Annotated in this window: 14 protein-coding genes; 8 read left to right on the forward strand and 6 right to left on the reverse strand. The window is 62.0% G+C overall.

Going from position 1 to position 13,281, the window contains the following annotated elements; all coding sequences use genetic code 11:
- Positions 1-58 precede the first annotated feature (58 nt).
- Positions 59-820: an HpcH/HpaI aldolase family protein gene (locus tag ACT67G_RS02970; RefSeq protein ID WP_325247082.1), complete on the reverse strand. Its 762-nt coding sequence runs from the start codon at positions 818-820 to the stop codon at positions 59-61.
- A 175-nt stretch (positions 821-995) separates the two neighbouring features.
- On the opposite strand from ACT67G_RS02970, the gene ACT67G_RS02975 reads away from it, so the two are divergent.
- A complete protein-coding gene (locus tag ACT67G_RS02975; protein ID WP_325247081.1) occupies positions 996-2,159 on the forward strand; it encodes a pyridoxal phosphate-dependent aminotransferase in 1,164 nt (387 codons plus the stop codon).
- Positions 2,160-2,223: 64 nt separating this feature from the next.
- Here ACT67G_RS02975 and ACT67G_RS02980 read toward each other — a convergent pair whose 3' ends face one another.
- Positions 2,224-3,564 (reverse strand): MATE family efflux transporter, encoded by a 1,341-nt coding sequence (locus tag ACT67G_RS02980; protein ID WP_443662947.1) that lies wholly within the window; start codon positions 3,562-3,564, stop codon positions 2,224-2,226.
- Between the two features lie 243 nt (positions 3,565-3,807).
- Here ACT67G_RS02980 and spoIIID point away from each other — a divergent pair, with 243 nt between their 5' ends.
- The 4 genes from spoIIID (at position 3,808) to ACT67G_RS03000 (ending at position 6,985) form a co-directional block, all read left to right on the forward strand.
- Positions 3,808-4,056, forward strand: a complete 249-nt coding sequence (spoIIID, locus tag ACT67G_RS02985) for a sporulation transcriptional regulator SpoIIID (RefSeq protein ID WP_325247115.1) — start codon at positions 3,808-3,810, stop codon at positions 4,054-4,056.
- Between the two features lie 42 nt (positions 4,057-4,098).
- Positions 4,099-4,350 carry a hypothetical protein gene (locus ACT67G_RS02990; RefSeq protein ID WP_325247079.1) on the forward strand — a complete coding sequence of 84 codons (252 nt, stop codon included), beginning with the start codon at positions 4,099-4,101 and terminating at the stop codon, positions 4,348-4,350.
- Positions 4,351-4,516: 166 nt separating this feature from the next.
- A complete protein-coding gene (locus ACT67G_RS02995; protein WP_325247078.1) occupies positions 4,517-5,506 on the forward strand; it encodes an LCP family protein in 990 nt (329 codons plus the stop codon).
- Between the two features lie 36 nt (positions 5,507-5,542).
- A complete protein-coding gene (locus ACT67G_RS03000) occupies positions 5,543-6,985 on the forward strand; it encodes an S-layer homology domain-containing protein (RefSeq protein ID WP_443662948.1) in 1,443 nt (480 codons plus the stop codon).
- Positions 6,986-7,033: 48 nt separating this feature from the next.
- On the opposite strand, the gene ACT67G_RS03005 is transcribed toward ACT67G_RS03000, so the two are convergent.
- Genes ACT67G_RS03005 through ACT67G_RS03020 form a run of 4 tightly spaced genes read right to left on the reverse strand, consistent with a single transcriptional unit; the run spans position 7,034 to position 11,234 of the window.
- Positions 7,034-7,327 (reverse strand): NifU family protein, encoded by a 294-nt coding sequence (locus ACT67G_RS03005; protein WP_325247076.1) that lies wholly within the window; start codon positions 7,325-7,327, stop codon positions 7,034-7,036.
- Positions 7,320-8,852 carry an ATP-binding protein gene (locus ACT67G_RS03010; RefSeq protein WP_443662949.1) on the reverse strand — a complete coding sequence of 511 codons (1,533 nt, stop codon included), beginning with the start codon at positions 8,850-8,852 and terminating at the stop codon, positions 7,320-7,322. Before ACT67G_RS03010 ends, ACT67G_RS03005 begins: the two co-directional genes overlap by 8 nt.
- A gap of 13 nt (positions 8,853-8,865) precedes the next feature.
- Positions 8,866-10,251 (reverse strand): vWA domain-containing protein, encoded by a 1,386-nt coding sequence (locus ACT67G_RS03015; RefSeq protein ID WP_443662950.1) that lies wholly within the window; start codon positions 10,249-10,251, stop codon positions 8,866-8,868.
- A 26-nt stretch (positions 10,252-10,277) separates the two neighbouring features.
- A complete protein-coding gene (locus ACT67G_RS03020; RefSeq protein ID WP_443662951.1) occupies positions 10,278-11,234 on the reverse strand; it encodes a hypothetical protein in 957 nt (318 codons plus the stop codon).
- Between the two features lie 180 nt (positions 11,235-11,414).
- Here ACT67G_RS03020 and ACT67G_RS03025 point away from each other — a divergent pair, with 180 nt between their 5' ends.
- From ACT67G_RS03025 to ACT67G_RS03035, 3 genes are read left to right on the forward strand one after another with little or no spacing between them, the layout of a single operon-like run.
- Positions 11,415-11,798, forward strand: coding sequence for a GntR family transcriptional regulator (locus ACT67G_RS03025; protein WP_325247424.1), 384 nt, complete (start codon positions 11,415-11,417; stop codon positions 11,796-11,798).
- Positions 11,795-12,649 (forward strand): ABC transporter ATP-binding protein, encoded by an 855-nt coding sequence (locus ACT67G_RS03030; RefSeq protein WP_326214891.1) that lies wholly within the window; start codon positions 11,795-11,797, stop codon positions 12,647-12,649. Before ACT67G_RS03025 ends, ACT67G_RS03030 begins: the two co-directional genes overlap by 4 nt.
- Positions 12,646-13,239 carry an ABC-2 transporter permease gene (locus ACT67G_RS03035; RefSeq protein ID WP_443662952.1) on the forward strand — a complete coding sequence of 198 codons (594 nt, stop codon included), beginning with the start codon at positions 12,646-12,648 and terminating at the stop codon, positions 13,237-13,239. The genes ACT67G_RS03030 and ACT67G_RS03035 overlap by 4 nt, the downstream gene beginning before the upstream one ends.
- Positions 13,240-13,281: the final 42 nt, after the last annotated feature.

Below are 13,281 nucleotides of genomic sequence, written 5' to 3' on the forward strand. Positions count from 1 at the left end.
AAAATATAGTTGTTATGAAAGCCCCTCTCCAAGGGCTGGGATTCCACGCTATGGCGGCTTACTCCCCCAGAACCTGCTCCATCACCTGCCGGCAGGTCTGATACATCAGGATGGTGTCGATGCCGTAGGCCAGGAAGTTCAGGCCCGCGTCCAGCAATTCCCGGGCAAAGGCGGGATTCACCGCCAGGGCTCCCACCGGCACGCCGGCACGGTTGGCCTGTCCAATCATGTCCAGCAGGGCCGAGCGCACCTGGGGAGCCGTGGTGTCTCCCCCCAGGCCCATGGCCACCGAGAGATCCACAGGTCCCAGGAACACCGCCGCAATGTCCGGCGTGGACACGATCTCCGGGAAGTTCCGCACACCCTCCGGGGTCTCCACCAGGGGGATCACCGCCACCTGCCGGTTGGCCTGGGTGTAATACTCCGCCCCGCCCTTTCCATAGCAGTTGGCCCGGACGCCGGGGCAGGCGCCCCGCAGGCCCTCCGGCGCAAAGCGGCACAGCCGCACCGCCTGCCGGGCCTGCTCCGCCGTATCCACATTGGGGACGATGATGCCGGAGGCTCCGAAATCCAGGCACTTCTTGATCCAGGTGGCGTCCAGGCACGGCACCCGGGCCAGCATGCACAGGTCCGCCGCCTCACCGGCCCGGATCATCTCCGCCGTCCGCTCCACGCCGTAATAGGTGTGCTCCAGATCCACCGCCGCATACCGGAATCCGGCGTAGGCCGACGCCTCCAGGAATTCCGGGGCACCGGACTGCACAAACGTCCCCAAAAACGGCTTCTTTTCTTCCAACAGGCTGGAAAATGGAACTTTCATCTGCTGTAATACCTCCTGCCGCTATGTGATTTCTTTCGTTTCATTATAGCACACTTCTCCGGCAGCTCCAACGGATATTTGCGTCCGGGCGGAAAAACTTGCCGGCGCCGCTGGAAATTTCCGCTTTGCTCAGGTACAATGGGAACATCTACATCAGTCATAAGGAGTGGTCTCCATGCCCCAACCTCTTTCCCAGCGCACCGCCGACTTCACCGATTCCATCATTCGCCGGATGACCCGGGTATCCATGAAATACAACGCCGTGAACCTCTCCCAGGGGTTCCCGGACTTTGATCCTCCCCGGGCGATCTTGGACCGCCTGGCCCAGGTGGCCTATGAGGGCCCCCATCAGTACTCCGTTACCTGGGGCGCCCAGAACTTCCGGGAGGCCCTGGCCAAAAAGCAGTCCCGCTTCATGGGCCGGACCATTGACCCCGACAAGGAGATCGTGGCCACCTGCGGATCCACCGAGGCCATGATGTGCGCCATGATGACCGTCACCAACCCTGGTGACAAGGTGGTGGTCTTCTCCCCCTTCTATGAAAACTACGGTGCGGACACCATCCTCTCCGGGGCGGAGCCCATCTATGTGCCTCTCCATCCCCCGGCTTTCACCTTCGACGTGGACGAGCTGGAGGCCGCCTTCCGTCAGCACCCCAAGGCCCTGGTGCTGTGCAACCCCTCCAACCCCTGCGGCCGGGTGTTCACCCGGGAGGAACTTTTGACCATCGCGGAGATGGCCACCAAGTACGATGTCTACGTCATCACCGACGAGGTCTATGAGCACATCGTCTACGCACCCCATACCCACACCTACTTTGCTACCCTCCCCGGCATGTGGAACCGCACCATCTCCTGCTCCTCCCTGTCCAAGACCTACTCCATCACCGGCTGGCGCCTGGGGTACATCATCGCCCAGGAGGATATCATTGAGCGGGCCAAGAAAGTCCACGATTTCCTGACGGTGGGCTGCGCCGCTCCCTTGCAGGAGGCGGTGATCCCCGCCCTGGAATTCGGCCAGGACTACTATGACGAGCTCCTTGCCAAGTACACCCACAAGAAGGAGCTGTTTTTGAAGGGCCTGGACGATCTGCACATCGTCCACAACGACCCGGAAGGTGCCTACTACGTGCTGCTGGACATCAGCGAGTACGGCTACAGCAGCGACCTGCAGTTCTGCAAAAACCTGGCCCGGGAAGTGGGCGTGGGGGCCGTCCCCGGCTCCAGCTTCTTCCGGGAGCCGGTGAACCACCTGATCCGGCTGCACTTTGCCAAAAACGACGACACCCTCAACGAGGCTCTCAACCGCCTGGAGCGGATCCAGAAGCTGAAAAAGTAAAGGAAGTCCTGGGATACGGAACGAACCGTATCCCGGGACTTTTTTGCGCCGGTCCGCCGCCCCTTCACAGCTTGCGCCAGAGGGTCAGCATCATGGTGATAAAGCAGGCGCTGCCGCCCACCAGGTTGGAGATGGGCTCAGACCAGAAGACACCTTCCACCCCCATAAAGTTGGGCAGGATGAAGATGAGGGGCACCACCACCACCAGTTTGCGGAAGATGGAGAAGAAAATAGCGTAGCGGGCCCGGCCCAGCGCCGTGAAGGTGGACTGGCCGGAAAACTGCAGGGCCATGAAACAAAAGCCGAAGAAGTAAATGTGCATCATCCGGGCACCCACTTCCACCAGCTGGGGATTGTCGTTGAAGATCCGAATGAGCTCATGGGGGAACAAAAACACCACGCCCCAGGCCACCAGGGTATAGGCCACGCAGATGCCTGTGGTGAACAGGATGCCCTTTTTCACCCGCGCATTTTCCTTTGCGCCGTAGTTATAGCCCAACACCGGCTGGGCGCCGCCGGTGATGCCGTTGGCGGGCATGGTCATCACCTCCCGGACGGAGTTGATGACGGTCATGGCGCCGATGTACACATCGCCCCCCAGGCCGCTGAGGGCCCGGTTGTAGGCAAACTGGGTTACGCCGTTGGTAAAGGACATCATAAAATGGGAAAGGCCCAGCTGCACCGTGTCCTTGAGAATATCCGGCTGCCATCTGACGCATTCCCGCCGCAGCTTCAACAGTGCTTTTTTCCCCGTCAAAAACCGCATGACCCACCAGGTGGCCAGGATCTGGGAGATCACCGTGGCCACGGCCGCTCCCCGCACACCCATATTCAGTCCAAAGATGAAAAGGGGATCCAGCACCACGTTCACCGCCGCCCCGGCGGCAATGGTGATCATACCCGTGCGGCCGAAGCCCTGGCAGTTGATGAAGCCGTTCATCCCCAGGCTCATCATGGCGAAGAAGGTGCCCCAGATGTAAATGGCAAAGTAGTCCTTGGCATAGGGGAAGGTATCCTGGCTGGCGCCGAAGAGCCAGAGGATGGGATCCATAAACGCCACGCCGATGGCTGTCAGCACCAGGGCCGTCACCGCCAGCATGAAGCAGGAGGCGCCCATGATCCGCTCCGCCTGGGCATCCTCCTTCCGTCCCCGGGCGATGGAGCACAGGGGCGCGCCGCCCATGCCGTAGAGGTTGGTAAAGGCGGTGATGATATTGATGATGGGAAAGACGATGCCCACCCCGGTCAGGGCCAGGGAGGAGGCGCCGCCTCCGATCCGGCCAATGAAAAAGCGGTCCGTGACATTGTAGAGCACGTTCACCAGCTGGGCTATGGTCATGGGGATCGCCATTGCCAGAATATTGCGGGCCATGCTGCCTTTACTGAAATCATGCTCTTCTCCCACGGGATACGCGCTCCTCTCACGGTCCTTGTGACCTTGCCGGCATTGCCCCGCCCCGGGTCTCGCCTTTTGGAATACGGCGCAGATGCCTAATATATTTATATTACCATACGGCGGCCGCCCCGTCCATCCCCTCTTCCCCGCATACCGCGGGTTTTCTTCCGGAGCGTCAACCTGGGGTTCAGCGCATATCTGCCTTCTCGGGCGCATAGGATGGACCAACAAGAGGTGGGGAGTGAAGGTGTTTTGAAGGGGAACATGGAAGAGCGGGCTCAGCGCCTGGCGGAGTACATCATCGAAAACCGGACTACGGTTCGCGCCGCCGCGCAGAAATTCGGCATCAGCAAATCCACCGTACATAAAGATATCTCCGAGCGACTGCCGCGTTTCAACGGGCCGCTGTACCAGCAGGTCAAGGAGGTGCTGGAGGTCAACAAGGCCCAGCGGCATATCCGGGGCGGCATCGCCACCCGCAAAAAGTACCGCGGCCAGTAAGCTCGCGGCGGATACCATAAGCAACAGGTTGGAGGGATTGATATGGCTAATTGTTCTCGCGGCCGGGGCGGCCACACCGGGCCGGCACGTCCGCCTATGACGCCCACCGCGCCGGAACCTCCGGTGCGGCGCTGGCCTCATCCGGTGGAGGGCGCGGAGACCTGCCGCCCGGTGGATCCCGCGCTCCACTACATCCAGTGCGCGCTGTCTTATCAAAATCAGGTTCTCTCGGAGATCAAGACTCTGCTCCAGCAGATGGCCTCTCAGGAGGGAACGCCTCCGGAGGCAGGCTGAGCCGCCACCGCCGCGTCAGGGTGCAGCGATCTGCATACCCGGCGCGGCGGTGTGGATTTTCCTCTTGTGTTTTACAGGCGGGTACCGTATAATGGGAAAAGCGTTATGTAAATCGACAGACTTCACTACCGCGGCAGTGCCGCGTATGCAAGGAGCGTTGTTTCCCATGGCAAAGCGAACCCGCCGCCGTCGGCGCAGCTGGGGGCGGACTTTTCTTCTCATTGTATTTACAGCCGCCGCTCTCTACGCCGGTTTTCACTGTTTTTTTCGTCCCCCCGAGCAAAAACAGGACGAGGTCATCCCCGTCTCCGACACAGATACGGAACTGAGCGATCAGGAGCGGGCCGCCGCGGAGGCGGCCGCCGCCCACACCCGCCGCAAGGAAAACTTCTATACGATCCTGGTCTCCGGCGTGGACGATGGAAACGGCAACAGCGACACCAACATTTTGCTGGCGGTGGACGTGGCCAACGGATCCATTCACGGCGTCAGTATCCCCCGGGATACCAAGGCGGTCTGGAACGGAAAGAACCATAAGATCAACGCAGCCTACGGAAGCGGCGGGATGGAGAAACTGGCGGACACCGTCTCCGACCAGCTGGGCATCCCGGTGGATTACACCGTCTGCGTGAATCTCAAGGGCTTCGTGGCCCTGGTGGACGCCATCGGCGGCGTGGACTTCAACGTCCCTATCGACATGAATTATGACGACCCCTATCAGGATCTGTCCATCCACTTCTCCGCCGGCATGCAGCACCTGAACGGCCAGGAGGCCCTGGAGGTCGTCCGTTTCCGCCACAACAACGATGGGACAGGCTACGGCAGCGAGGACATCGGCCGGATGCAGACCCAGCAGGCATTTTTGAAAACGGTAGCCTCCAAGGCTTTGACCCTCTCCAACATCGACAGCCTGATCCAGGTGTTTTTCCAGTATGTAGACACAGATCTGACCATTGGGAATCTTGCTTGGCTTGCCGACAAGGTACTCTCCATGGGCACGGAGAACATCTCCTTCTCCACCCTGCCCAACGAGTGGCACTCCCCCTACATCTATCTGGATCAGGAAGCCACCCTGGATCTTGTGAACCAGTATCTCAATCCCTACGAGGAGGATCGGCTGCCCGAGGATCTGAATATCCCGTCCATGCCCTCCTGAGGCGCCGCCCCCATTTGACAAAGGAGGTTTTGCCCCATGCGCAAACGGATTGCTTCCCTGCTGCTGACCGTCTGTCTGCTTTTGACCACGCCGGTTCTGGCCGCTCAGGACACTTCGGAGAACTTTGTCCGCAGCCGCACCTACTCCGGCCAGTTTTCCGATGTGACGGAGGAATCGGTCTTTTATGACAATGTGGCGGCGCTTTACGAGTACGGGCTTTCCGTGGGCAAGGGCGACGGCACCTTCGGGCTGCAGGACACCATGTCCGTGGGGCAGATTGTGATCTTTGCCGGGCGTATCCGCAGCCTCTACCGCACCGGCGACCCGGAGGCTGGCGCCTCCGCCTACACCGCCGGCAGCACCTATCCCTCCCAGCCCTACCTGCTCTATCTGCAAGGGGAGGGCGTGCTGGGCACAGAGCTGGACAGCGCCTGTGCCGCCGGGACTCCCGCCACCCGGGCCCAGGTGGCCCATGTGCTGGCAGGCACCCTCCCCGTTGAAGCCCTGCCCCTCATCAACGATGCTATGGTGACGGAGGGCTACGCCACCCGCCGCTACATCACCGACGTCACGGAGTACACCCCGTATTTCCGGGACATCCTGACCCTCTACCGCGCCGGCGTCTCCATGGGCTCCGATGAGACCGGCTCCTACCTGCCGGACGCCCTCATCACCCGGGGCGCGGCGGCTGCCATGCTCACCCGCATGGTGGATCCGTCCCTGCGGGTGACGCCGGATTGGGACATCGTTCCCGCATGGAGCGCCGAAGGCCGCACCCTGGCCAGCCTGGTGGAACCGGGCACTTACATCGCCGCGCCCACCACCCGCTCCCAGCTGGATCAGAGCATCCGCTACATGCTCTCCTCCGGGGAAAACGTCCTGACCCTCCGGTATCCCGGGGGGCTCTCCGCCTCCAGTGCCCGGTCCGTCATGGAGGCCGCCTTGTCTGTGGTCAAGACCTATTGCGAGCAGTGCTACAATGCCGTATCCTGCACGTATACCCCCGCCGGAGACATCACCCTGACCTTCTCTGCCGCCAGTGCCGGCAGCGACATTGATTTTTACCGCACGGAAACCATGGCCGCCGCCATCAGCATCCACGACCTGCTCTGGGGGCAGGGGGCCATCACTGCCGATATGACGGAGCTGGAAAAGGCCCGGGTCTACTACACCTGGATCTGCGAGAACTGCACCTATGATTACAACGCCGATGAAAGCTCCCTGAGCCACATCGCCTATCGCCTCTTTATCGACTCCACCGCCGTGTGCGACGGCTACACCGGTGCCTACAACCTGCTTTTGAAGCTGGAGGGCATCGACTGCACCACCCAGGCCAACGACGAGCATATCTGGACGGTAGCAACCCTGGACGGCACCCAGGTTCATATCGACACCACCTGGGGGGACAGCGATGCCTTCATCAATTACAAGTATTTTGCCATGACCCCCGACCAATCCTGGAAACTGCATAGCTGGTAAAGGAAAAGACGCCCCCGGAGCTTTTGCTCCGGGGGCGTCTTCGATTGTTTACAGGTGATGATCCCGCAAAAGGCGCTTGGCCTGCTCCCACAGCTCGTCGCTGACGGTCTGCACCACCACCACTTTGTTCACCAGTTCCGGCAGGGCCTTCACCACCTCCGCCTCCACCAGCGTCTCATTGGTGAGGTCCGCCGAGGGGCACCCGGCGCACTGGCCCAGCAGCTTCACATACAGCACGCCGTCGGCCAGATGGTCGATCTGGATCTCACCTCCGTGGGCGTGCAGTGCAGGGCGAACCTTCTCCTCCAAAACGGCCTCGATTTTCTTCAGATCCTCATGCATGATCCCCATCCTCCTTTGTCTCATCCGCCCGGGCCGCGGCGATCTCCTCCCGGATGCGGCGGCGGGTGTCATCAAAAAGCAGCTCCCGGTTGTGGCGGAAGTAGGCGTCGCAGCCGAAGTTCTCCACAAACCAGCTGGTATCCTGGCCGGCGGTGATCTCCGTGACAAAGATCACCAGCTCCTGGCCCTGGCCGAAGGTCTCCTCCAGGAAGCGGAAGGCGTTGTCCATCTGGTCGCCGCAGGTCTTCCCCAGCTCCGCCCGGCGGTCCACTTCCTCCCGGAACCATGCCCGCACCCGGTCCATGGCGTCATCCCCGGAGACACCTTCCTCCCGCAGCCGCCGCTGGTAGTCCTCCAGGGCGTTGATCTCCCGCTGGGCAAGATCCCGGGCCTCCTTTTGCAGCTGCCCGGCCTCCGCCGCCCGCTTGAGCTTCTCCCGCCGCTGCCAGACCAGCTGGCCCAGCAGGGGCTCCGCCTCTGCATCCGGCAGCTTTTCGCGGAACTCCGTCAGGGCCGTATGGAGCGCCTCCGTCAGGGTGTCCTGGCGGCGGGTGTTCCGGGCGGCCTCCGTCAGGCGGGAGAGCATGAGGCCCATCACCGAGAATTTTTCATCAAAGGGTGCCGCCCGCAGCTCCAGCACGGTGATGCCCGGCCAGTCCCCCCGCAGGATATCGTCCACATGATAGGTCTTCTGATACTTGTAGTAGAGCTCCAGATACCCGGCAAAATCCCTTGCCACGGCGGGCAGCTGGATATACTGGCCGATGACCTGCCGGTCCACCCGCAGTCCCAGCTTCTCGTAGGCATAGATCATTTCGCTCAGGTCCTCCCAGCCCCGGGCGGTGGCAAACTGCAAGCCGTCCACCGTGGTCTCGATGCGGTAGAAATTCTCCTTGCGGATATCGAGATAGGAGATGATGGCCCCGTGAAGTCCCCGGGCGCGGGCGTACTCCTTCCAGACGGCGAAGTCCTCCTCCACGTCGATGCGCTTGACCCGGTCCAGCGTCACCACATCGAAATCCCGGACGGACTTGTTATACTCCGGGGGGTTGCCCGCCGCCACGATGAGCCAGCCCTCCGGCAGCTTCTGATTTCCGAAGGTCTTGCACTGGAGAAACTGCAGCATCATGGGAGCCAGGGTCTCGGAGACGCAGTTGATCTCGTCCAGGAATAAAATGCCCTCCCGGATGCCCGTGCGCTCCATCATCTGGTACACGGAAGAGAGGATCTCGCTCATGGTGTACTCCGTGACGGAGAACTCCTGCCCGCCGTAGGTGCGCTTCTCAATGAAAGGAAGGCCCACGGCGCTTTGCCGGGTATGATGGGTGATGGTGTAGGCCACCAGGCCCACGCCGGTCTCCGCGGCGATCTGCTCCATGATCTGGGTCTTGCCGATACCCGGAGGGCCCATCAGCAGCACGGGCCGCTGGCGGATGGAGGGGATGAGGTAGTTGCCCAGCTCATCCCGGGTCAGGTACGCCTTGAGGGTATTGGTGATCTCCTGCTTTGCCTGTTTGATGTTCATATCCGTATACTCCTTATAACTGGGGCAGCTCCTCCCAGTCTATCTCATCGGGGAATTCCTCCGCCGCCTCCCGGCGGGCCTTCTCCAGCTCCGGCACCGTCAGCACCAGGCGGATGGCCCAGGGGGGCATCTTCACGGAAAGGGGCGGCTCCTCCAGCAGCACGAAGGCCGTGTCCCAGGCGGGACGCTTTTTTGGGTAGATGCCCATGCCGTCGGTAAAATACACCAGCCCCCGCAGACTGGTAAAGGCCCCCTCCTTGCGCAGCCGCTCCACATGCTCGAAGACCGGGCGGAAATCCGTGGCGCTGCCGCCGGTGAGCTGGAAGTTGTCCATATAAGTCTTCAGCTGCTCCAGATCATGGATCTCCGTATCGGAGCGGATCTGGTCATCGCACTGGATGATGCGGATGTTCACCTTCCGGGTGAAGGTCTCTGTGGAGCGCAAAATGGCGTAGGTGCACGTGAGAAACGCCCGCACCAGCTCACCGGAGGTGGACATGGAGGTGTCCACGGCGATGACAAAGTCCTCGATGCGCTTTTCCTCTTTCGTCTCCGGCGGTTCCACCAGGGGCATATTGCCGTAGAGGGAGAGGCCGTAGGTGTAGAAGATATAGTCGAAGGCGTCGCCGTCCACCTCCATGACCTCCCGGGGTACCGCGAAGCGCCGCAAAAATGCCCGGTAGTCCACGTCGTCCCGGACCGCCACCCGCACCTGCTCCAGCACCGCCTCGCCGCCGGTGGCGGTGCCTGCCAGTACCGTCTCCATGCCCGTGCGGGTCCGGTCGGAGCGGTCCTTCCACTTTTCGTCCTGGCGCTGGCGCTGCTTCTGGTCCTCCTGGCGCTCCGGATCCCAGAGGCCGTGGTCATCCACCAAAAACGCCCGCTGCAGCCGGGCCAGCTCGTACTCCGGCAGGTCCTGCCGCAAGAGATACCGGTAGATGCCCTCGGCGGTAAGGACCTTCATCTCCCGGCGGCACTCTCCGTAGAACTTCTGCTTGGCGGGGACGATACCCTCCCGCAGGCAGGGGTAGTCCAGCTCATCCAGAATACTCTCCACCGCCGCGTCGCACGCAAGGTCCCACAGCTCCGGCATCTTGCCGTGCTTTTTATAGATATGGCGCAGCATGCAGTGCAAAATCACGTGCAAATACGCCCGGTTCACCGCCGTGGGAGTGCGCAGGTACCGCTCCGCCAGGAAGCTGCCGTCATAATAGAGGGTCTCCCCGTCGGTGGCAAGGGACACCGTCATCCCGCCTCCCGGGGCAAAGGCCAGGGAGCACAGCGCCACATCCAGATAGGGCAGGTTCAAATACAGCTCGTTGCGGGCGCTTTGCAGGATCTCCAGGCCGATTGCCGTCAGATCCTTCCCCGCCGGGGCCTGCTGCCGCGTCTCCTCCATGGTTCCTCCTTTGTCATCCTGGTATCTCACAGGTCAAAGCTGCGCACCGCCGCCGGCGGAAAGCGCCGGTGCTGCTCCTCCAGCAGCATGGCCACCGCCTCTGGCACCTGCATCTCCCGGGCCAGGGCGCAGGCGGCGGAGAGGGTCTCCCGGTCCGGCTGTGTCTGCTCCAACAGGGCGTGCAGCCCCGTCAGGTCCCGCTGCTCCAACAGCCACTGCGCCGCCTCCCGGACATGGGCAGCCAGGTATGTGCGGTACGCCTCCTGCGCCCGCTCCGTCAGCTCCGCCGGATACCGCAGCCGCCACCAGGCCAGCCGCACGGCGCAGCCGTCGTCGTGCTCCACCCCCAGAAATTCCTTCCAGAGGGCGTCGTACTCCTTTAAGGAGAGCTTCTTGTTGCGGAAACAGTGGTGATAGGGGTAACCCGCCCCATAAATATTGTAGTCAAAGTGGTGGGCGGGGCAGTTCTCCTCGTAGACCTCCACATACTCCGGAAAGATCAGCCGCACCTGCCCGCCGTCCGCCTCCCGGATGGTGACGTCCAGCTCCCGGCTCAGCTCGTCGGCAAAGTAGGCCAGGGTCTCTCCCTGCTCCCCCACCCGGGTGAGATGGAAGGTATCCAGGCAGCGGCAGTTCATCAGCGTGCCGCCGCCCCAGAACCGCACCCCGTCGTGGAGGGAGAGCTTTTTCAGTGCGGCGCAGTTGAAGAGGGCGTAGTCCCCCACCCGCTCCAGGGCGGAAGGCAGCGTCAGCTCCTGCATTCCGGCGTTGGTCCACCCCTCCTCCGCCGGGGCGCCGCAGGTCACCAGGACCTCCTCCCCCTGCACAGGAGCGGCATTGGGGGAGAGGGCGTGGGGCCCCAGGGCCGTCACCGGCAGGCCGAAGAGTTCCTCCGGCAGCACCGCCCGGGGATCGCAGGTCACCGCCTGCAAGATCGTGATACCCGACGGCTCCCGCCGGATCACCAATTTCCAGTTGCTCAAACCGCTGACGGTCTCCACCTGCCCGCCCCCCTTTCTTACGGCTGGTAGTTTATCACATCTCGGCGGGTTTTCCTAGGTGCAATCCCCACAAAAGAATTTTTTGGGAAATTCACGGAACCCCCTTGACAAACTGTGCATACTGTATATACTGTACATGTACAGTACGAACGGGGGATTTCCATGGAACTCATTATCCGAAACACCACCAACCAACCTATCTACGAGCAGATCAGCTCCCAGATCAAAGCCCAGATCATCGCCGGGAAGCTCTCCCCGGGGGAGGCCCTGCCCTCCATCCGGGCTCTGGCCAAGGATCTGAAGATTTCCGTCATCACCACCAAGCGGGCCTATGACGAGCTGGAGGCGGACGGTTTTCTCTACACGGTAGCCGGAAAGGGCTGCTTTGTGGCGGAGAAAAATCTGGACCTGGTGCGGGAGCAGCAGCAGCGGGAACTGGAGGACCACCTCCGCGCCGCCGCCGCCCTGGCCAGAAGCTGCGGCGTCTCCCGGGAAGAGCTCTCGGAGATGCTGCGCATACTCACCGAGGAGGATACGGATCTATGAATGCCATTGAACTGTCCCACATCAACAAGCGCTTCGGCTCCTTTGCCATCCGGGACCTGAGCCTGGCGGTGCCCCAGGGCACCATCTGCGGCCTGGTGGGTGAAAACGGTGCCGGAAAATCCACCACCATCCGCCTTCTCATGGGGGCCCTGCGGCCTGACAGCGGCGCCGCCTCCGTTCTGGGAACGGACGTGTCCGCCCCGGCCTTCCGGGCAGTGAAGGAGGACATCGGCGTGGTGATGGACGAAGCCTATTTTCCCGAGGTTCTCAGCGCCCGGCAGGTAGGCCGGGTGATGGCAAAGACCTACCGCCGCTGGAATGATCAAACCTACCAGGACTTTCTCCGCCGGTTCGACCTGCCGGAGAAAAAGCAATTCAAGGACTACTCCCGGGGCATGCGCATGAAGCTGGCCATCGCCGTGGCCCTCTCCCACGACCCCAAGCTCCTGGTGCTGGACGAGGCCACCGCCGGCCTGGATCCCATCGTCCGGGACGAAGTGCTGGAGCTCTTCAACGACTTTACCCGCTCTGAGGACCACTCCATCCTCATCTCCTCCCACATTCTCTCGGATCTGGAGAAGCTGTGCGACTACATCGCCTTTTTGCACCAGGGGCAGCTGCTCTTCTGCGCGGAAAAGGACGCCCTGCTGGAGGAGTATGCCCTCTTTACCGGCACCGCCGACCAGGCGGAGAGCCTGGATCCGGAGGCCGTGGTGGGCCGGGAGAACGGCGCTTACGGCGCTGTCAAATGTCTGGTGAAACGGGATCGGGTGCCCGCCACGCTGACGCTGGAGCGGCCCACGGTGGAGGATGTCATCCTCTTTATGGTGAAAGGAGCAAAGGAAGCATGAGCGCACTGCTGATGAAGGATTTCTACCTGCTGTGGAAACAGCTGAAGGCCTTTTTGGTCATCATTCTGGTGTTCTCCGCCATTCCCGGCGGGTACAACACCGTCTTTGCCGTGGCCTATGCCGCTATGCTCCCCTATTCCTGCATTGCCTATGACGAGCGCAGCAAATGGGATCAGCTGGCGGCCATGATGCCCTACTCCACCCGGCAGCTGGTGCTCAGCCGCTACGTGCTGGGCTGGATCGCCGGGGCGGCAGCCTGCGGCATCTCTCTGGTGCTCCAGGAGATCTTCTCCCTGTTCCTGGACAGCCATGTTTATCCCTCTTCTCTGCTGGTGTCCTTTTTTGCCTGCATCGCCATCATGGCCATCACTCTGCCGCTGATCTTCCGCTTCGGGGTGGAGCGGGGCCGGCTCCTCATGTTTTTTCTGATCTTCCTGGTGTGCGGCTCTGCCGGTGCCTTGGGCGGCATCACAGAGAACTATTCCGGGGCCCTTCCGGCTCCCGTGTGGCTCATCGTCCCGGCAGCCCTGGTGCTCACCGCCGTGTCCATTCCCGTGTCCATCCGGTGCTATGCCCGCCGCAGCTGGTGAGGTGCCCCATGAAAGAAGACCACCCCGTCCCGGAGCCCACCG

Origin of the sequence: Dysosmobacter sp. (genome assembly GCF_052306735.1) — a bacterium.
In the GTDB taxonomy this organism is placed as follows: Bacteria; Bacillota; Clostridia; order Oscillospirales; family Oscillospiraceae; genus Oscillibacter.

Coding starts and splice junctions, on each gene's coding strand:
- ACT67G_RS02975 (WP_325247081.1), top strand. CDS start 996: ATGCCCCAACCTCTTTCCCAGCGCACCGCCGACTTCACCGATTCCATC.
- ACT67G_RS03010 (WP_443662949.1), bottom strand. CDS start 8,852: ATGAACATCAAACAGGCAAAGCAGGAGATCACCAATACCCTCAAGGCG.
- ACT67G_RS03015 (WP_443662950.1), bottom strand. CDS start 10,251: ATGGAGGAGACGCGGCAGCAGGCCCCGGCGGGGAAGGATCTGACGGCA.
- ACT67G_RS03030 (WP_326214891.1), top strand. CDS start 11,795: ATGAATGCCATTGAACTGTCCCACATCAACAAGCGCTTCGGCTCCTTT.
- ACT67G_RS02970 (WP_325247082.1), bottom strand. CDS start 820: ATGAAAGTTCCATTTTCCAGCCTGTTGGAAGAAAAGAAGCCGTTTTTG.
- ACT67G_RS03000 (WP_443662948.1), top strand. CDS start 5,543: ATGCGCAAACGGATTGCTTCCCTGCTGCTGACCGTCTGTCTGCTTTTG.
- ACT67G_RS02990 (WP_325247079.1), top strand. CDS start 4,099: ATGGCTAATTGTTCTCGCGGCCGGGGCGGCCACACCGGGCCGGCACGT.
- ACT67G_RS02995 (WP_325247078.1), top strand. CDS start 4,517: ATGGCAAAGCGAACCCGCCGCCGTCGGCGCAGCTGGGGGCGGACTTTT.
- ACT67G_RS03025 (WP_325247424.1), top strand. CDS start 11,415: ATGGAACTCATTATCCGAAACACCACCAACCAACCTATCTACGAGCAG.
- ACT67G_RS03035 (WP_443662952.1), top strand. CDS start 12,646: ATGAGCGCACTGCTGATGAAGGATTTCTACCTGCTGTGGAAACAGCTG.
- ACT67G_RS03005 (WP_325247076.1), bottom strand. CDS start 7,327: ATGCATGAGGATCTGAAGAAAATCGAGGCCGTTTTGGAGGAGAAGGTT.